The 17858-nt window shown below is 70.8% G+C and carries 13 protein-coding genes; 9 read left to right on the forward strand and 4 right to left on the reverse strand.

Features of this window, described 5'->3' with window-relative positions:
- Positions 1-3 precede the first annotated feature (3 nt).
- Both ACWFRJ_RS05275 and ACWFRJ_RS05280 read left to right on the forward strand, forming a co-directional pair.
- Positions 4-705, forward strand: coding sequence for a TetR/AcrR family transcriptional regulator (locus ACWFRJ_RS05275; RefSeq protein ID WP_453524833.1), 702 nt, complete (start codon positions 4-6; stop codon positions 703-705).
- A 252-nt stretch (positions 706-957) separates the two neighbouring features.
- On the forward strand, positions 958-1446 hold the full coding sequence (locus ACWFRJ_RS05280) for a hypothetical protein (protein ID WP_453524834.1): 489 nt from the start codon (positions 958-960) through the stop codon (positions 1444-1446).
- A 19-nt stretch (positions 1447-1465) separates the two neighbouring features.
- Here ACWFRJ_RS05280 and ACWFRJ_RS05285 read toward each other — a convergent pair whose 3' ends face one another.
- Positions 1466-3667: an FUSC family protein gene (locus tag ACWFRJ_RS05285; RefSeq protein WP_453525072.1), complete on the reverse strand. Its 2202-nt coding sequence runs from the start codon at positions 3665-3667 to the stop codon at positions 1466-1468.
- A 220-nt stretch (positions 3668-3887) separates the two neighbouring features.
- On the opposite strand from ACWFRJ_RS05285, the gene ACWFRJ_RS05290 reads away from it, so the two are divergent.
- Positions 3888-5384: an MFS transporter gene (locus ACWFRJ_RS05290; RefSeq protein ID WP_453524835.1), complete on the forward strand. Its 1497-nt coding sequence runs from the start codon at positions 3888-3890 to the stop codon at positions 5382-5384.
- Positions 5385-5413: 29 nt separating this feature from the next.
- Here the strand turns inward: ACWFRJ_RS05290 and ACWFRJ_RS05295 are convergent, their stop codons facing one another.
- On the reverse strand, positions 5414-5992 hold the full coding sequence (locus tag ACWFRJ_RS05295; protein WP_453524836.1) for a TetR/AcrR family transcriptional regulator: 579 nt from the start codon (positions 5990-5992) through the stop codon (positions 5414-5416).
- A 306-nt stretch (positions 5993-6298) separates the two neighbouring features.
- Between ACWFRJ_RS05295 and ACWFRJ_RS05300 the strand changes: the two genes are divergently transcribed.
- The 4 genes from ACWFRJ_RS05300 to ACWFRJ_RS05315 are packed head-to-tail and all read left to right on the forward strand — an operon-like array spanning position 6299 to position 11100.
- Positions 6299-6853 carry a 2Fe-2S iron-sulfur cluster-binding protein gene (locus ACWFRJ_RS05300; protein WP_453524837.1) on the forward strand — a complete coding sequence of 185 codons (555 nt, stop codon included), beginning with the start codon at positions 6299-6301 and terminating at the stop codon, positions 6851-6853.
- Entirely contained in the window at positions 6850-7842 is a 993-nt protein-coding gene (locus ACWFRJ_RS05305; RefSeq protein ID WP_453524838.1) for an FAD binding domain-containing protein, read from the forward strand. The genes ACWFRJ_RS05300 and ACWFRJ_RS05305 overlap by 4 nt, the downstream gene beginning before the upstream one ends.
- Positions 7839-9965 (forward strand): xanthine dehydrogenase family protein molybdopterin-binding subunit, encoded by a 2127-nt coding sequence (locus tag ACWFRJ_RS05310; RefSeq protein ID WP_453524839.1) that lies wholly within the window; start codon positions 7839-7841, stop codon positions 9963-9965. Before ACWFRJ_RS05305 ends, ACWFRJ_RS05310 begins: the two co-directional genes overlap by 4 nt.
- Positions 9958-11100: an XdhC family protein gene (locus tag ACWFRJ_RS05315; RefSeq protein WP_453524840.1), complete on the forward strand. Its 1143-nt coding sequence runs from the start codon at positions 9958-9960 to the stop codon at positions 11098-11100. Before ACWFRJ_RS05310 ends, ACWFRJ_RS05315 begins: the two co-directional genes overlap by 8 nt.
- Positions 11101-11155: 55 nt before the next feature.
- Here the strand turns inward: ACWFRJ_RS05315 and ACWFRJ_RS05320 are convergent, their stop codons facing one another.
- Both ACWFRJ_RS05320 and ACWFRJ_RS05325 read right to left on the reverse strand, forming a co-directional pair.
- On the reverse strand, positions 11156-14116 hold the full coding sequence (locus tag ACWFRJ_RS05320) for an FAD-binding and (Fe-S)-binding domain-containing protein (protein ID WP_453524841.1): 2961 nt from the start codon (positions 14114-14116) through the stop codon (positions 11156-11158).
- 52 nt (positions 14117-14168) lie between these two features.
- Complete coding sequence (locus tag ACWFRJ_RS05325) at positions 14169-15335, reverse strand: pyridoxal-phosphate-dependent aminotransferase family protein (protein ID WP_453524842.1); 1167 nt, start codon at positions 15333-15335, stop codon at positions 14169-14171.
- Between the two features lie 96 nt (positions 15336-15431).
- Here ACWFRJ_RS05325 and ACWFRJ_RS05330 point away from each other — a divergent pair, with 96 nt between their 5' ends.
- Together ACWFRJ_RS05330 and ACWFRJ_RS05335 are read left to right on the forward strand one after the other, a co-directional pair.
- Entirely contained in the window at positions 15432-16211 is a 780-nt protein-coding gene (locus ACWFRJ_RS05330; RefSeq protein WP_453524843.1) for an IclR family transcriptional regulator, read from the forward strand.
- A gap of 272 nt (positions 16212-16483) precedes the next feature.
- Positions 16484-17827: an SLC13 family permease gene (locus ACWFRJ_RS05335; protein WP_453524844.1), complete on the forward strand. Its 1344-nt coding sequence runs from the start codon at positions 16484-16486 to the stop codon at positions 17825-17827.
- Positions 17828-17858: the final 31 nt, after the last annotated feature.

Genomic DNA, 17858 nt, shown 5'->3' on the forward strand with positions numbered 1-17858 from the left:
AACATGCCTGCTGATTCCTCTCGGATGCGGACCGATTCCTCTCCGGTACGGCCGACGACGGAGCTCGCTCCGGCCGCGGCCGCAGGGCTGCGCGCGGACGCGCTCCACAACCGCGAACGCGTCCTCGAAGCCGCCCGCGAACTGTTCGCCACACGCGGCCTCGACGTGCCGATCGCCGCCATCGCCCGCCGGGCAGGCGTCGGCGTGGCCACGCTCTACCGCCGCTTTCCCACCAGGGACTCCCTGGTCACGGAGGTCTTCGCGGACCAGTTCGCGGCCTGCGTGGCAGTCGTCGACCACGCCCTCGCGGACCCCGATCCGTGGCGCGGGTTCCGAACGGCCATCGAGAAGGTGTGCGCCATGCACGTGGTCGACCGCGGATTCACCGCCGCGTTCCTGACGGCATTCCCGGACGCGATCGACTACGAGGGGGAACGCGCCCGTGCCGAGCGGGGCTTCGCACAACTGGTGCGGCGCGCGAAGGACACCGGGCGGCTGCGCGCCGACTTCGACCCGGCGGACCTCGCGCTCCTCCTCATGGCCAACTGCGGCATCGCCATGGGCTCCGCCGAGGCGGCAGCGGCCGCGTCCCGGCGCTTCGTCGCCTACCTCCTCGATTCCTTCCGCGCCGATCGCACCGCACCGCCCGAGCCCCTGCCCGCACCGGTTCCGCTGGAGCTGCGCCACGTGGGGTCCGGCAGGTGAGGTGACGCACGCACGGTGCGCCGGGGACACCTGAGACATCTGACGGCTCCGATGGGGCGACATTCAGCCTCCGACCGGAGCCGCACCGCGGCGTATTGCGTCCGCGTCCCAGTCGTACGACAGTCAAAGTGCCCTTTGTGAGGGCGAGTTGATGGCTCGCCCACGGAGGGCCGCCCCGGACCCCGGCGACAGATCACGCCTGTGATGTGGACCCTGCCCGCCCAGCGGGCATCCCGCCGGGGGAGCCGGGACATGGACCGACGCGAACGACACGCACGCAGTGCGCTGACCGACCAGGAATGCCGCGAGCTGTTGGCCTGTGCCTTGGCCGCTCGACTGTCCGTCGTCCATCGCGGCCTTCCGTACATCGAACTGGTCGGCCTGATCGACCTCGACGGGGAGCCGGTGGCCCTGCTGCCCGACGACAGCGACATCGCGCGGGCCCTCTCGGCCGTCATCTCCCCGCGCAGACTGGTCGCCATGCAGACCGACGACCTGACCGACGCCCAGCGCTGGGTGAGCTCCGTCACCGTCGTGGCCCGGCCCCGCTGGATCGTCAGCGTCGACGGACTGCGCGCGTGCCGCCGCGCCGCCGCGGCCCGCGGCATGCACGCCGCCCTGGACGCCTGGTTCCTGGCCCTGACCCATCCCGCGCTCTCCGGCCACCGCACCGCACTGCGCGGGGCGGCGCACCTCAGGCTCGCGTCAGCACAGGCGCCCAGGAGCGCCGTCGCGAGGTGACCGGCGTCCGCGGACGCGTTCAGACCCGCGGAGCCCTGCTCGCCGACCGGCCCCGGCCCTCGACCGGCACGTCGAGCGGGCGGGCCAGACCCACCACTCCCTCGTCGAGGCGCTGCAGATGGCGCAGGACGCGGTAGGTCACCGTGCCGGAGCGGGGCGCGCCGGATCCCTCGGCATCGAGCATCGAGGCGATGCTGGCACCCGACTCGACCTCACCGGTGGCCTTGTCGTCCTCCACGTACGCGGCGATGACTTCGAGGTTGTGGGCGATGCGCAGGCCCGCCCGCTCCAGACGCGGATCGGCCGCGATGTTCTTGCTGTACGGCACGAGCTCGGCCGTCGCCGCGAGGGAACGGGCGTGATAGGCGCAGGTCTCCAGGAGCGCCACCAGATAGCGGGCGGTACGGCGGCGGCCGCGCAGCGGAGTGATCGGGTGGGTCAACGGCTGGATGGAGGCCCGCAGATCGTCGAGCGCGGTGTCCAAATCCCGCGCCTTGTCCAGGAGATCGGCCGCCGGACCACCGCTGAGCTGCTCGACCGACGCGGAGATGACATCGGCGAGCCTGGTCAGGACCGTGTTCAGGAGCTCGTCCGTACGCCGGTCGGTGTGCACCGGCAGTACGAGGACCGCCGCGATGATGCCGCAGGCCGCCCCGAGCGCCGTCTCCTCGATGCGCAGCCAGAGCACCGAGAGGCTGTAGGTGTTCAGGAGCGTGTAGAGCAGGCCGAGCATCGCCGTGACGAAGAAGGACATCAGCGCGTACGACAGGGGAGCGGTGAAGAACATCGCGAAGATGAAGACCAGGACGAGCGCGAACGCCACCCATGTGTGGTTGCCGACCAGACCCGCGAGCGCCACACCCGCGACCACCCCGAGCACCGTGCCCAGGAGCCGTCGATAGCCCTTGACCAGGATCTCGCCCGTGGACGCGGTGTTGAGGAACACGACCCAGCAGGTGAGCACCGCCCAGTACCAGCGCTGGGTGGAGAGGAACTCGCCGCCGATGATGGCCAGGGTCGAGCCCACCGCCACCTGGAAAGCGGCCCTGGTGGTGGGGCGCCGCAGCCCCGTGCGGTCGTCCTCGTCGCTCTCGGCGGCCTCCTCGGCACCGGCGATCGCGATGTCCTCGGCGTCGAACTCCTCGCGGGAGCGGGTCGTCGCCGGTGAGTCGTCCGACTCGTCCTGGGGGCCGTCGAGCGCGATCCGCAGGCCGAGCACGGCGCGCGCGGCCTCACCGATTCCGCGGAAGACGTCCTGGACGGCCATCGAGGCCCGGGGCAGATTGTCCTCGTCGCGGTAGCCGAGCAGCCTGTTGCGTACGTGGGCGAGGCCCGTGCCCCGGTCGTCGGCGACCGGGCGGCCGACCAGCAGGTGCAGCGCGCCGAGATCGCGGCGCAGGGTGACGGTCGCGTCGTCCTCGGCGCGGATGCGCGTCCCCGTCGCCGGTACGGGCGCGTGCGGCAGGTGCAGGGTGAGGGTGTCCGCGCGTTCGGCGCTGCGCGCGTTCAGGAGCAGCACGCCAAGACGTTCGGCCGCGATCTCCGCGTCCGCCACGCGGCGTTGGACCAGCGTCGCCGTGGCCGCGTCGGGGGTGCCCTCCTCGAGGCGGCCCTGGATCATCAGGGCCGTCTCGTGCAGCCGGGCGGTGCCTCGCCGCAGCTCGCCGAGTACCTTCTCCAACTGCTCGGGCGTGGCGTCGAGGAGCTCCGTCTGCGTCGCCACCAGCTGCGCGAGCCGCGCTCTGAAGGCGACACGCAGCCGAGCGAGATCACGCCCGGGCGTCTCCGGTACGACGGCGAACCGTACGACGGCGCTGCACGCGAAGGCGACGGCCAGAGACAGGTACAGGCTGGGCAGCGCGGACACGGTGGCGCCCACGAACAGCGAGACGAAGTAGACCTGAAAGCCGATCAGACCGAGGGTCGTGCCCCGGTCGCCGAACCGGCGGCTGTAGACGGCGCCGAAGATCAGCGCGATGAAGAAGATGTCACCCGCGACGACCTGATCGTGCAGCAGCGCCCCCAGCGAGATCGCCGTGATCGCGACGGGCAGGCTGAGCGCGAGCGTGATCGCCTGGCCGCGCACCTCCTTCTCCTTGATGGCGAAGGTGGAGACCATCGCGGTCATGGCGCCCGCGACCATGTGGGTGACGTCGGTGCCGAGCAGCGCGAGAACGACGAGCGTGAGCGCGATCGAGCCGACCGTCCGCAGGCCCGCCATCAGTCGCAGGAGCCCGGGGTCCGACGCCACAAAACGATCCCATGTGCCGGTCCTGGTCCGCCGTCTCACTGCGCTCACACCCTCATCGCCGCTGTTCAAGGCGCGATTCTGTCATGGCGGGTGCAACCGGGGCTTGAGGGTTCACAGCGTGATACGCCCAGGGCGTCGGCCGGAAGTGAGGAGAAGTCTCCGGGGCGAGTTCAACGAAACACTTGAAGTCATGAATCCAGCAGACGACGAACTGACCGGGGCGCAGCTGCGCGCCGACACCTCGGAGCCCCACGACACGCAAGGCGGGACCGCTCCCGAACTCACCCGGCGCCGATGGTGGACGCTCCTCGCGGTGAGCGCGGCCCAGCTCCTCGTGGTCCTTGACGGGACCATCGTGAACATCGCGCTGCCCTCCGCGCAGAGCGCGCTCGGCATGTCCGACGCGAGCCGGCAGTGGGCCGTCACCGCGTACGCGCTCGCCTTCGGAGGGCTGCTGCTGATCGGCGGCCGGGTCAGCAGCGCCCTCGGCCATCGGCGTACGTTTCTCATCGGTCTGATCGGCTTCGCCGCCGCGTCGGCGCTCGGTGGTGCCGCTGTGGATCCAGGGATGCTCTTCGGGGCGCGGGCCCTGCAAGGGGTGTTCGCCGCGCTCCTCGCGCCTGCGGGACTCTCACTCCTGACGATCACCTTCACCGAGCCGGGCGAACGCGGCCGGGCCTTCGGCGTGTTCGCCGCGGTGGGCGCCGCGGGCTCGGCGGTCGGGCTTGTCGCAGGTGGACTGCTCACCGAGTACGCGAGCTGGCGCTGGTGCCTCTACGTCAATGTCCCCGTCGCCCTGCTCGCCGTGCTCGGCGCGGCCTTCGTGCCACGGGACCGGCCGGTCCGGAGCGAGGGACGGCTCGACGTGGCGGGCGCCCTGCTCAGCGCCACGGGCTTCGCAGCGATCGTGTACGCCTTCAACGAGGCCCAACCGCTCGGATGGGGTGCACCGAAGGTCCTCGCCCTGCTCGCGGGCGGTGTCCTGCTGCTCGCCGCGTTCGCCGCCGTGGAGGTCCGGGTGCCACGGCCACTGCTCCCGATGCGCGTACTCGTGCATCGGGCCCGCGCCGGCGCGTTCGCCTCGATCACCCTGCTGTTCGTCGCGATGTTCGGCTTCTACCTGTTCATGAGCTACTACACGCAGACGATCCTCGGCTACTCACCCGTCGAGGCGGGTCTGACCCTGATCATCAACGCCGTGGCCGCGCTGGTCGGCGCGACGCTGATCGCCGGGAAGCTCCACGGACGCGTCGCGCCCGCCGCACTGATCGTGCCGGGGCTGCTCGCGGCGGCGGCGGGCATGCTCCTCCTGACCCGCCTGACATCGCAGAGCACGGAGGTCCTCCCGCTCTACCTGGTACCGGCGCTGGTCCTCACCGGCCTCGGTCTCGGCTGCGTCCTGCCGCCCACCGCGAGCCTGGCCACCGCCGACATGCCCCCGCACGACATCGGCTCAGCCGCGGCGGCCTACAACGCGTCCCAGCAACTGGGAGCCGCGCTCGGCACGGCCCTGCTCAACACGGTCGCGGCCAGTGCCGCCGCCTCGTATGCGGCGTCCACCGCGGACGCCACCTCCACGGCGGCCTCCGTGCACGGATACACCACGGCCCTGACGGTCGCCTTCGTCATCCTGATCGTCGCCGCGTGCGTCGCGGCGCCGCTGACCAGGACCGTACGATCCCGCTGACCCCGCGGTCCCGTTGACCGTGTGGCGCCTCAGCGCCCGGGCGCCCCGGCGCGCAGTCCGTCCATGACCAGGTCCATGAGCCGTCCGGCGCGCGACTGCCAGTCGCCGTGCGGATCGATCTGCCAGAGACCCGCGATCGCGAGGAGGAAGTCGTCGGGGGTGATCCCCGGGCGGATGGTGCCGGCCTTCTCGTTCGCCTTCAGGAGGAGCGTGACGGCCGATGTCACAGGGCCGTGCCCCACTCCGGCCAGCGTGCCCATGGTGCTGGTGGCCTTGCGCATCGCGTCGGCCAGGCCCGCCTTGGCCATGGCGTACTGCGCGAGGCGGTCCATCCACTCCCTCAGGGCCTGATCGGGGGCGCGGGTGTCGAGGAGCTGGCAGGCGGTGTCGGCGACTTGCTGTACCTCGTAGCGGTAGACCTCGAGGACGAGTGCCTCGCGGTTGGGGAAGTTGCGGTAGAACGTCCCTTGTCCGACACAGGCCTTCTTCGCGATCGCGCTCAGCGGGGCGTCCGCCGAGCGCGTGAGCTCGGCCAGTGCCACTTCCAGGATGCGCTCGCGATTCCGTTGCGCGTCCGAGCGCAACTGTGCGTCCTTCTTCGGGTGCACTCGACCTCCTACCGAGAATCGCGGCCCGGGCCGCTCTTGCTAAGCGGACAACTGTCCGTTAAGTTTTGAGGCTAACGGACAGCTGTCCGCTTAGGGTCACCATACCGGCAGAACCAGCCGGTGGGGACGGTCGGCCGCGATCGCCGCGGACCGCTCGCTCCCTCGCGTACGCCATGGGTGCCCCGGGCGGACCCCCTTTACGCACAGCGCCATCCCTTCCCGGACTCTCCGCCGGGATCGCCCCGTACCCCCGCACGACGCCCCCCTCACGTGACAAAAGCTGACAGAAGCGAAAGAAGGCTGATCGTGGCCCTATCGACGTCCAGCGCCATCACCCTGAACATCAACGGCGAAAAGCACACGCTGCCCGTCGACCACCGCACCACCCTGCTCGACGCCCTGCGTGAGCGCCTCGATCTGACCGGCACCAAGAAGGGCTGCGACCAAGGGCAGTGCGGAGCCTGCACGGTCCTCATCGACGGGCGCCGGGCGGTCTCCTGCCTGCAACTCGCCGTCGCCTCCGAGGACCGCGAGATCACCACCATCGAGGGCGTGGCGCAAGGAGAGCGGCTGCACCCGGTGCAGCAGGCGTTCCTCGACCTCGACGGCTACCAGTGCGGCTACTGCACACCCGGGCAGATCTGTTCGGCCATCGCCGTCATCGAGGAGCACGCGGCGGGCTGGCCGAGCGCCGCGACCACCGACGTACGGCCCGAAGCGGGTGTGCCCGAGCTGAGCGCCGACGAGATCCGGGAGCGCATGAGCGGCAACCTGTGCCGCTGCGGCGCGTATGTGTCGATCGTCCAGGCAGTCGCACAGGCGGCAGCCACCGAGACCGAGAGTGCGGAGGCCGTGGCATGAGGGAATTCGGTTACCAGCGGGCGTTCGACGTCCCCGGCGCGGTCGCGCTGCTCGGCACCGACCCCGACGCGCGCGTCCTGGGCGGCGGCACGAACCTCGTCGACCTGATGAAGAGCGGCGTGGAGCGGCCCGGACTGCTCATCGACGTACGCGAGCTGCCTCTCGACCGGATCGAGGTCACGGACGACGGCGGTCTGCGGATCGGCGCGACCGTCACCAACAGCGACCTCGCGGCCGATCCCGAAGTGCGCCGCCGTTACCCGGCGTTGTCGGAAGCCGTCCTGGCCGGCGCTTCGGGCCAGCTGCGCAACATGGCCACCGTCGGCGGGAACCTGCTCCAGCGCACCCGCTGCGGCTACTTCGCCGACCTCTCCAAACCCTGCAACAAACGCGACCCCGGCAGCGGTTGTCCCGCTGTCGGGGGTGAACACCACAACCACGCCATCCTCGGCGCCACCGAGCACTGCGTGGCCGTTCACCCCTCCGACATGGGGGTGGCCCTCGCCGCCTTCGACGCCGTCATCTCGTACGAAACGGCTGAGGGCACCGGCGAGTTGCCGCTCGCGGACTTCTATCTGGCCGTGGGCAGCACTCCGCACCTGGAGACCGCACTGCCCTCCGGCGCGCTCATCACCGGCATCACCCTGCCGCCCGCACCGGTCGCCGCCCACTCCCGCTACCGCAAGGTGCGCGAGCGCGCGTCCTACGCCTTCGCGATCGGTTCGATCGCGGCGGCGCTCGACGTCCAGGACGGTGTCGTACGCGAAGTACGCCTGGCTTTCGGCGCGGTGGCGTCCCGGCCCTGGCGCGCCCTGGAGGCCGAGCGGGTCCTGACGGGAGGCCCGGCGAGCGCCGAGGCGTTCGCCGCCGCTGCGGACGCCGAACTGGCCGCCGCGCGGACACTGCCCCACAACGGCTACAAGGTGACGCTGATGCGCAACCTCGTCGTCGCCCTGCTGACCGAGCTCACCGAGGAGGCCGCGCGATGACGGCGACGACCACATCCACCGGGGCTGCGAGCGCCGTCGGCGCTTCGTTCACCCGCGTGGAGGGCCGGGACAAGGTCACCGGCGCGGCCCGGTACGCGGGGGAGATCCCCTTCGCGGAACTCGGCCACGGCTGGCTGGTGCTGTCCACGATCGCCCGCGGCCGGATCCGCTCGATCGAGAGCGATCCCGTCCGCAAGATGCCCGGTGTCCTGTCCGTCCTGCACCACGGGAACGCGCCGCGCGTCGACGCGGACTACGTCAGCGTGCTCGGCAAGCCCGACCCGATCGTCGAGGTCTTCCAGCACGACCGGATCCCGTTCGTCGGCTGGCCGGTGGCGCTGGTCGTCGCCGAGACCTCCGAGCAGGCCAGGGAGGCCGCCGAGGCATTGGTGGTGCGGTACGAGGAGGAGCCGCACGACGTCGCGTTCTCCTCGGCGCACCCCGGCACGTACACGCCGGACGGCGACGGCATGCTGGTGGAGAAGGGCGACCTGGAGGCCGAACTCGCCTCTTCCGCCCATGTGGTGGACGAGGAGTACACCACCCCCGAAGAGCACCACAGCTCGATGGAACCGCACGCGGCGATGGCGCGCTGGGACAACGGACGCCTCGAAGTCGTCGACTCCAACCAGGGCAGCACCTGGGTCGCGGACGAACTGGCGAAGCTGTTCTCGCTCGACCCTTCCTCGGTACGGGTACGGTCCGAACACGTCGGCGGCGCCTTCGGGTCCAAGGGCCTACGCGTGCACCAGATCCTCGCCGTGATGGCGGCGACCCAGCTCGACCGCCCCGTCAGGGTCGTCATCACCCGCCGCCAGCTGTTCACGCTCACCGGCTACCGCAGCCCCACCGCCCAGCGCGTGCGGCTCGGCGCCGACGCCGACGGACGGCTGCGCGCCGTCGACCACCAGGCGCACAGCCTCTCCTCGACGGTCCATGAATTCGTCGAGGCGAGCGCCGGGTTCGGACGCCCCATGTACGCCTCCGACGCCCACCGCAGCGTCAACCGTGTCGTGCGCCTCGACGTGCCGACGCCGACCTACATGCGTGCGCCCGGCGAGGCTCCGGGCTCCTTCGCCCTGGAGTCCGCGCTCGACGAACTCGCCGAGCGGTGCGGCGTCGACCCGATCGCGCTGCGCGCCCGCAACGAACCGGACGTGGGCCCCGTCTCCGGGCTGCCGTTCGCCAGCCGCAATCTGCTGTCCGCCTACCAGGAAGGCGCCCGCAGGTTCGGCTGGGCGGACCGTGACCCGCGTCCCGGCGTGCGACGCGAAGGGCGCTGGCTGCTCGGCACAGGCACCGCGTCGGCCACCTTCCCGGTGATCGTCGCGCCGTCCACGGCGGCCGTCACGGCGGAGGCCGACGGCACCTTCACCGTGCGGATCACCGCCGCCGACGTCGGGACCGGAGCGCGGACCGCCCTGACCCTGATCGCAGCGGAAGCCCTCGAGGTGCCCCAGGACCGCGTCCATGTGCGCATCGGCGACAGCGACTTCGGCCAGGCGGCGATCTCGGGCGGCTCGATGGGCACCCGCTCCTGGGGCTGGGCGGTCACGGCCGCGGTGGGTGAACTGCGGGAGCAACTGGCCCTGGGCGGCGACATTCCGCCGCAGGGAATCACGGTGCGCTCCGACACCAGTGCGGCCGTCGGGGCCCTCTCGAAGAAGGAACGGCACTCCTACGGTGCGCAGTTCGCCGAGGTCGCCGTCGACGTCGCCACCGGTGAGATCCGTGTGCGGCGCATGCTCGGCATCTTCGCGGCGGGCCGGATCATCAACCCGCTGACCGCACGGAGCCAGTTCGTCGGCGGGATGACCTGGGGCCTGTCCATGGCCCTGCACGAGGAGGCCCACCGGGACCAGGCGTCGGGCGGCCATGTCGGCGCGGACTTCGCGGGCTACCACTTCGCCGCGAACGCCGACGTGCCGCTCATCGAGGCGGACTGGGTCGACGACACGGACGCCGACGACCCGATCGGCATCAAGGGCATCGGTGAGATCGGCATTGTCGGAGTCGCCGCGGCGATCGCCAACGCGGTCTGGCACGCGACCGGCGTACGCCACCGGAACCTGCCGATCCGGCCCGACCGTGTCCTGAACGCGGGAGGAGCCCTGGATGCTTGACATCGCCGACGCGCTGCACCGCTGGGTCGAGGAGGGCCGGGCCTTCGCCGTCGCCACCGTAGTGACGGTGGGCGGCAGCGCGCCGCGCGCGCCCGGCGCGGCCCTCGCCGTCGACAGCGAGGGCACGGCCATCGGCTCGGTCTCCGGCGGCTGTGTGGAAGGGGCGGTGTACGACCTGTGCGTCCAGGCGCTCCAGGACGGCCAGGCCGTCCGCGAGCGGTTCGGCTACAGCGACGAGGACGCCTTCGCGGTCGGCCTGACCTGCGGCGGCGTCATCGAGGTCCTCGTCACGCCGCTGGGCGTGGACGCGCCGGGCAGACAGGTCTTCGCGGCGGCACTCTCGGCCGCGGCCCGGGGACAGGCGGCGGCGATCGCCCGCGTGGCCCTGGGCCCGGCCGAACTCCTCGGCAGGGTCGTGCTCGTGCACCCCGACGGATCGTACGAAGGAGGCCTGGACGGCCATCCGGACCTCGACCGTACGGTGGTGGGGGAGACCCGCGCGATGCTGGACGCGGGCCGCACCGGCGAGTTCGTCGTCTCGGAGAGCGGATCGCGCTGCGGTGTGCCCCTGACCCTGTTCGTCGAGTCGAGCGTGCCTCCGCCCCGCATGATCGTGTTCGGCGCGATCGACTTCGCCGCGGCCCTGGTGCGTACCGGGAAGTTCCTCGGCTACCACGTGACGGTGTGCGACGCCCGTCCTGTCTTCGCCACGCGGACTCGTTTCCCCGAGGCCGACGACATCGTGATCGACTGGCCGCACCGCTACCTCCGGGACACCGATGTCGACGGGCGCACGGTCCTGTGCGTACTCACGCATGACGCGAAGTTCGACATCCCGTTGCTGGAGGTGGCCCTGCGCCTTCCGGTCGCGTTCGTCGGCGCGATGGGCTCGCGCCGCACCCACGAGGACCGCAACCACCGACTGCGTGAAGTCGGCGTCACAGAGCAGGAGTTGACTCGCCTGCACTCTCCGATAGGGCTCGATCTCGGGGCCCGCACCCCGGAGGAGACCGCGCTGTCCATAGCGGCGGAGATCGTCGCCGCGCGGCGGGGCGGGACGGGCGTTCCGCTGACCGACTCCGGGATGCCGATCCACCACGAAGCGGAGGCAGGCGGCTCCACCGTAGCTGCGTGACCTGGCTGAGTAAGAGGGCGGCCGTGGTGCTCGGGCACCACGGCCGCCCTCGCTCTCATGCCGGTTCCACCGCCTCCCACAGCAACTGCACCGGATGCCAGGCGTTCCGCTCGGTGCCGTGAAAGATCTGCTGGCGGCACGACACACCGGTGGCGACCACGACCGTGTCGGCGTCCTCCGCCTCGATCGCGGGGAACAGCCGGTCCTCGCCGACCGTCATCGACACCTCATAGTGCTCCGACTCGAAGCCGAAGGAGCCCGCCATCCCGCAGCACCCGGCGTCGAGTTCGGAAACGGATGCCCCCGGGATCCGGTTCAGGAGCGCGACGGTCGCGGCCGTCCCCACCTCCGCCTTCTGGTGGCAGTGACCGTGGTAGAGCAGCTTGCGTCCCGCGAGCCAGGAGTCGTCGCGCAGCCGCAGCCGCCCGTCGTCGATGGCCTCCACAAGCAGCTCCTCGACCTGGCGGACCCGGCCGGCGATGTCCTTGACTGCGGTGTCGTCCGGCAGCAGGGCCCGGTGCTCGTCGCGCAGGGTCATCAGGCACGAGGGCTCGCAGCCCACGATCGGCGAACCCGGTTCGGTCGACTGCCGCAAGGAATGCGCGAGTTGACGCGCCTTGTTCTTCGCGTCGTCGACCAAGCCCTTGGAGAGACTGGACCTGCCGCAGCAGCCCCCGCTCTCCAACCGCACCTGCCACCCCGCCCGTTCAAGAAGCTCGACGGCCGCCCTGCCGATGCCGGGCTCCGTGAACGTGGTGAAGGAGTCGGCGAGATAGGTGACGGTGCCCTGGGTGACCGGATAGGTGCCGGGCGTACGTCGCCGGAACCAGCGCAGCAGGTTGCGGCGTACGAACACCGGCAGCGGCCGCTCCGGGGCGATGCCGAGCACCTTGTCCATGAGGCGCCGCACGGGGGTGATGCGCCCCGGCAGGTTGGACAGCGGTGCGGTCGCCGAACCCAGCCGGTTCAGGAGCCGGATCGCACCGAACAGGCGGGTGCGCAGGGGCACTCCGTGCGTGTCGTGGTAGTGCGAGAGGGTCTCGCTCTTGAGGGTGGCCATGTCGACGCCGAGGGGGCATTCGCTCTTGCACGCCTTGCACATCAGGCACAGGTCGAGGATCTCGTGCAGGCGCTCGTCCCCGAGCGCGGCCTGCGGGTCGGGCTCGGAGAGCGCCTTGACCAGGGCCCCCGCCCGACCGCGGGTGGAGTCCTCCTCCTTGCGCGTTGCCATGTACGAGGGGCACATGGCGCCGCTACCGGACTTGCGGCACAGGCCGATGTTCATGCACCGGTCCGCCGCCGCCCGCATGCCGCCACCGCCCACGACCTCGAAGGAAAGGCGGGTGCGCAGCGGCTCGGCGGGCGGCAGCGCCGCGTCGCGCAGGTTCTCCGTCATCGGCGCCGCGTCCACGATCTTGCCGGGGTTGAGGATGCCGTCGGGGTCGAAGAGCCGCTTGACCTGGCGCATCGCCTCGTACAGCTTCTCGCCGAATATCTCCCGGTTGAACTCGCTGCGCGCGAGCCCGTCGCCGTGCTCGCTGGAGTTCACCCCGCCGTACTCGGCGACCAGATCCTTGACCTCCTCCGCCACGGCACGCATCCGGCCGATGTCCGCCGGGTCGGCGAGGTCGAGGTAGGGCCGGATGTGCAGACAGCCGACGGAGCAGTGGCCGTAGAACCCGGCCGTCATGCCGTGCCGGTCGAGGACGTCCTTGAACCTACGGGTGTACTCGGCGAGATGCACGGGGTCGACCGCGGTGTCCTCGACGAAGGCGAGCGGGCGCCGGGTGCCCTCGCTGGCGGCCATCAGCAGGCCGAGCCCCGCCTTGCGGACCTTCAGGAGCGACGACTGCTGGGCCGGGGTGATGGCCTGGAGAGTGTGGTAGCCGTGCCCGTGCCGGGACCACAGCGCGGTGAGCTGCCGCATCCGGTCGAGGAGTTCACCCTCCTCGTCGCCCGTGAACGAGACGAAGAGCAGGGCTTCGGGTTCGCCTTCGAGGAGGTCGCCGAGCGCCGCGTACTCGATCTTGCGCCGGGACAGATCGAGGATCGTACGGTCCATCAGCTCCACGGCGGCCGGATCGCAGGCCAGCGCGTCCTCCGTCCCCGCGATGGCACCCGCCACGGAGGTGAAGTGGCCGACGGCGATCACCGTGCGGCCGGGCTTGGGCACCAGATCGACGAGGGCCGAAGTAGCTACGGCCAGGGTGCCCTCAGAGCCGACGACGAACTTGGCGAGGTCGAAGGGCGCGTCATCGCCGGCGAGACGGTCGAGGCGGTAGCCGCAGGCGCGGCGCCAGTGTGCCGGGAACCCTTCGGCGATGGCCGTCGCATTGGCCCGGACGATCTCGGGAAGCTCCCGGTAGAGGGAGCCTTCGAGCGTCAACTGCGCGGCGCGATGGACGCGTTCCGCCTCGTCGACCCGGCCGAGAGGCGCCCGGCTGCCGTCCGCGAGCACCACGTCCAGCTCGCGGACGTGGTCGATGGTCATGCCGTAGCGCACCGATCCGCTGCCTGCCGAGTTGTTGCCGATCATCCCGCCGATGGTGGCGCGGTTGCTCGTCGAGGTGTCGGGACCGAACATCAGCCCCCACGGGCTCGCGGCACGATTGAGCTGGTCCTGTACGACACCGGCCTCGACCAGGGCCGTACCGCTGCCCGGGTCGAGCTCCACGATGCGGTTCATGTGCCGGGACAGGTCCAGGACCAGACCGGGTCCCACGGTCTGGCCCGCCAGGCTGGTCCCGGCCCCGCGCGGCACGACGGGCACCCGGTGGGCCGCGGCGGCGGCGACCGCGGCCGCGACGTCGTCGGCGTGCCGGGGGAAGACCGCACCCATCGGCGTGATGGCGTACATGCTCGCGTCCCGGGCGAACAAGTGCCGTGTGTAGTCGTCGAACTGGACCTCTCCGTCGAGATCCCTGACCAGGTCCTTCTGGAGACCGCGGGCCCGATCCCGGCTCTCGGCGTTCTCGGGGCTTTCGTGGGTGGGGCTCTCGCCCTCGGTGACGGTCATGCTCGGCAACCTCCTCGGCGGGGTGGGGAGTTCGGCGTGCGCACGGCCGCCGTCACTCGGAGCGCAGGACGTCCAGGGCGGCGGTGAGCCCGTTCGGGTCGATGCGTACGCCGGCCAGCTGAAGGCCCATCTGGACACCTGCGAGCGTGCCCGCGAGCGTCAGATCGTTGAAGTGGCCGAGGTGCCCGATGCGGAAGACGCGTCCGGCGAGTTTGCCGAGGCCCGCTCCCAGGGACATGTCGAACCGCTCCAGGATGATCTCGCGCACCTTGTCGGCGTCCTGGCCCTCAGGCATGAGTACGGCGGTGAGCGAGGACGAGTATTCGCGGTCGTCGGCGCACAGCACCTCAAGTCCCCAGCCGCGCACGGCGGATCGGGTGGCTGCCGCATGCCGGTCGTGCCGGGCGAAGACGGCGGGGAGCCCCTCGGCCTCCAGCATCCGCAGCGCTTCGGCCAGACCGTAGAGAAGGTTGGTGGCGGGGGTGTACGGGAAGAAGCCGCGTCGGTTCGCCTCGATGATCGGCTGCCAGTCCCAGTAGGACTTGCGCAACCGTGCGGTGCGCGATGCGGCCAGAGCCTTCTCGCTCACCGCGTTGAAACCGAGCCCCGGCGGGAGCATCAGCCCCTTCTGGGACCCGGCGACGGTGACGTCGACTCCCCACTCGTCGTGCCGGTAGTCGATCGAACCCAGCGAGGAGATGGTGTCGACGAGCAGCAGCGCCGGGTGTCCCGTGGCGTCCATCGCCTGCCTGATCTCGGACACTCTGCTGGTCACGCCGGTCGAGGTCTCGTTGTGCACCACGCAGACGGCCTTGATCGTACGAGCGCTGTCGGCCGTGAGGCGTTCGGCGACGGCCTCGGGCGAGACGCCGTGGCGCCAGTCGCCGGGCACGAAGTCGACGTACAGGCCGAGGCCTGCGGCCATCCGTTGCCAGAGCGTGGCGAAGTGGCCGGTCTCCACATGCAGCACCCGGTCTCCGGTGCTGAGCGTGTTGACCAGGGCCGCCTCCCAGGCGCCGGTGCCGGATCCGGGGAAGACCACGACGGGTCCCGATGTACCGAAGACCGGCTTCAGGGAGGCCAGCAACTCCGTGGTCAGAGCGGCGAAGTCGGGGCCTCGGTGGTCGATGGTCGGCGCCGAGATGGCGCGGAGCACTTGGTCGGGAACGTTGGTGGGGCCCGGTATCTGGAGGAAGTGCCGCCCGGGTTGAGAGGTCACTGTGGCCAACTCCCTTGAGAAGTGTGCCGCATTGTGGCACGGTGTGTCGTAAGGTGGCACGGGGAGCGTAGGGCCGACCGCGTGGGGAGTCAACGGATGCAGAGCGTTCTGAACGCACTTCGGGTGCTTGAAGAGGTCGCCGCGCGGCAGCCGATCGGCGTCGCCGACCTGGCCCGCGGCCTGGAGCTGCCCAAGAGCTCGGCGCAGCGTGCCCTGCGCACTCTGCACACGGCGGGCTGGATCCGCCCGGCCGGGGGAGAGGTCACCCGCTGGGTCGTGACGACCAAGGCGTTGCAGGTCGGCCGCCGTGCCACGGGGGAGTTGAGCCTGCGAGACGTTGCCCTGCCGCTGATGGAAGAGCTGCGGCGGCGCATCGACGAGACGGTTCATCTGACGGTCCCGGACGGCGACAGGGTGGTCCTCATCGAGCGCCTGGAGACCTCCAAGCCGGTACGGATCATTCTGGCCCTCGGCACCCAGCTGCCCATCCACGCATCCGCGAACGGCAAGGCGGTCCTCGCGGTGAGCCCTCGGGAAGTGATCGACCGTCAACTGGACCTCGGCCTTGAGGGGTTCACGGACTCGACCATCACGGACAAGGAGCGGCTGCTCACCGAGCTCGCGCGGATCAGGGAGCGGGGGTACGCCACCAACGGCGGAGAGTGGCGTGACGACGTCTCCGCGGTCGCGGCAGCCGTGTGGGACGAGTCGGGAACGCCGGTCGCGAGCATCAGCGTGAACATGCCGACGAGCCGGATGACGCGAGAGGCGAGTGCCGAGTTCGGAGCGCTGGTGAGCGAGACGGCACGGCAGGTCAGCGCCGCGCTGGGGCATCCGCGGCAGGGTGGCGGGGGCGGCCCGACGGCCGGACGCTAGCGAAATCCGCCCGCACTCCACCCGCACTCCGCCCCGCGCAACGACTTCGGGCGTCCCCCTTGACGCCCCGGGAAGCGCCCTCCAATACTCCCCAATGCGAAAGCTCAATTCCGTCAGGCGGAATTAACCATCCCCCCTGGGCTCGTTCGGCCCATGGGTGGACGTCCGTGCGCGCCTTCGTACACCGCGCACTCCTCGATGCCGCGCGCACCCCTCGTCACGCGCCCCGGCACACCGCGACATGACCATCGGCCGACGGCAAGGGAGCCCTCGTGTCAGATCAAGTCATCTCCATCATCGCCCTGGTCCTCGTCTTCGCCATAGCGACCTTCTCCGCCGTTCACCTGGGAGCGCTGGCCCTCGTGGCCGCGTTCATCGTCGGCTCCACCGTGGCGGACGAGTCGACGGACGACCTCTTCTCCGGCTTTCCCGGCGACCTCTTCGTCGTCCTTGTCGGCGTCACGCTTCTGTTCGCCGTAGCGAAGAACAACGGCACGGTGGACTGGCTCGTCAACGCGGCGGTGAGAGCGGTCCGGGGCCGCATCGCCCTCATCCCCTGGGTCATGTTCCTCGTCACCGCCGTCCTCACCGCGGTCGGCGCGGTCACCCCGGCGGCGGTCGGCATCGTCGCCCCCATCGGCCTCGGCTTCGCCGCCGCCTACGGCATCAACCCCGTGCTCATGGGGCTGCTCATCGCCAACGGGGCAAGCGCCGGAGGCTTCTCGCCGATCGGTGTGTTCGGCAGCATCACCAACAACGTGGTCGAGCGCAACCATCTGCCGGGCAACCCCGCCCTCCTGTTCACCGCCTCGTTCCTGTTCAACGTGGTGCTCTGCGTCATCGTCTTCTTCGCCTTCGGCGGGCGGCGATTGCTCGGGCAACGCGCGGAAACGTACAAAGGCGGAGGCGGGCCCCCGCCCGGCGGGCAACCGGTCGAGCCGGGCGGGGCGCCGACGCCCGGGCGCACGCTCGCCGTCGCGGCCACCGCCACCCGCACGGCACCGGCCGAGCCCCTCAAGCTCGACGGGCCGCGCGCGCTCACCCTCATCGGACTGCTCAGCCTCGTCGCCGGAGCGCTCTTCTTCGACCTGGACGTCGGCCTGATGGCGCTCACCATCACCGTCGTCCTCTCCCTGGTCTCACCGAAGTCGGTCACCGGCGCCGTGGACCGCTGCGCGTGGTCGACCGTGCTGCTCGTCTGCGGCATCGTCACCTACGTGAGCCAGATGGAGCGCATGGGCACCATCGACTACCTCGGCAAACAGGTCGCCTCCATCCAGGCCCCCCTCGTCGGCGCCCTACTGATCTGTCTCATCGGCGCCCTGGTCTCCGCCTTCGCCTCGACCACCGGAATGCTCGGTGCGCTGATCCCGCTGGCCGTGCCCTTCCTGCTCGCCGGCGAGGTGGGAGCCGTCGGACTCATCACGGCACTGGCCATCTCCGCGTCCGTCGTGGACGCATCGCCGTTCTCCACCAGCGGAGCGCTGGTGACCGCCAACACCCCCGAAGAACAGCGCGACTTCGTCTTCCGGCGCCTCATGGCCTGGGGGCTCGGCATCAGCCTGGTCGGCCCGCTCGTCACCTGGGGTCTGTTCGTCGTGCCCACTTCGCTGTGAGGCCGCACGGGGTGATGTCGTACGCCGTCGT

The sequence above is a fragment of the Streptomyces sp. NPDC055239 genome, from assembly GCF_053606205.1.

Bases quoted from the DNA above. Each gene is read 5' to 3' on its own strand.
- ACWFRJ_RS05275 (WP_453524833.1), top strand. From the start codon at position 4: ATGCCTGCTGATTCCTCTCGGATGCGGACCGATTCCTCTCCGGTACGG.
- ACWFRJ_RS05280 (WP_453524834.1), top strand. From the start codon at position 958: ATGGACCGACGCGAACGACACGCACGCAGTGCGCTGACCGACCAGGAA.
- ACWFRJ_RS05285 (WP_453525072.1), bottom strand. From the start codon at position 3,667: ATGGCGGGCCTGCGGACGGTCGGCTCGATCGCGCTCACGCTCGTCGTT.
- ACWFRJ_RS05290 (WP_453524835.1), top strand. From the start codon at position 3,888: ATGAATCCAGCAGACGACGAACTGACCGGGGCGCAGCTGCGCGCCGAC.
- ACWFRJ_RS05305 (WP_453524838.1), top strand. From the start codon at position 6,850: ATGAGGGAATTCGGTTACCAGCGGGCGTTCGACGTCCCCGGCGCGGTC.
- ACWFRJ_RS05310 (WP_453524839.1), top strand. From the start codon at position 7,839: ATGACGGCGACGACCACATCCACCGGGGCTGCGAGCGCCGTCGGCGCT.
- ACWFRJ_RS05315 (WP_453524840.1), top strand. From the start codon at position 9,958: ATGCTTGACATCGCCGACGCGCTGCACCGCTGGGTCGAGGAGGGCCGG.
- ACWFRJ_RS05320 (WP_453524841.1), bottom strand. From the start codon at position 14,116: ATGACCGTCACCGAGGGCGAGAGCCCCACCCACGAAAGCCCCGAGAAC.
- ACWFRJ_RS05330 (WP_453524843.1), top strand. From the start codon at position 15,432: ATGCAGAGCGTTCTGAACGCACTTCGGGTGCTTGAAGAGGTCGCCGCG.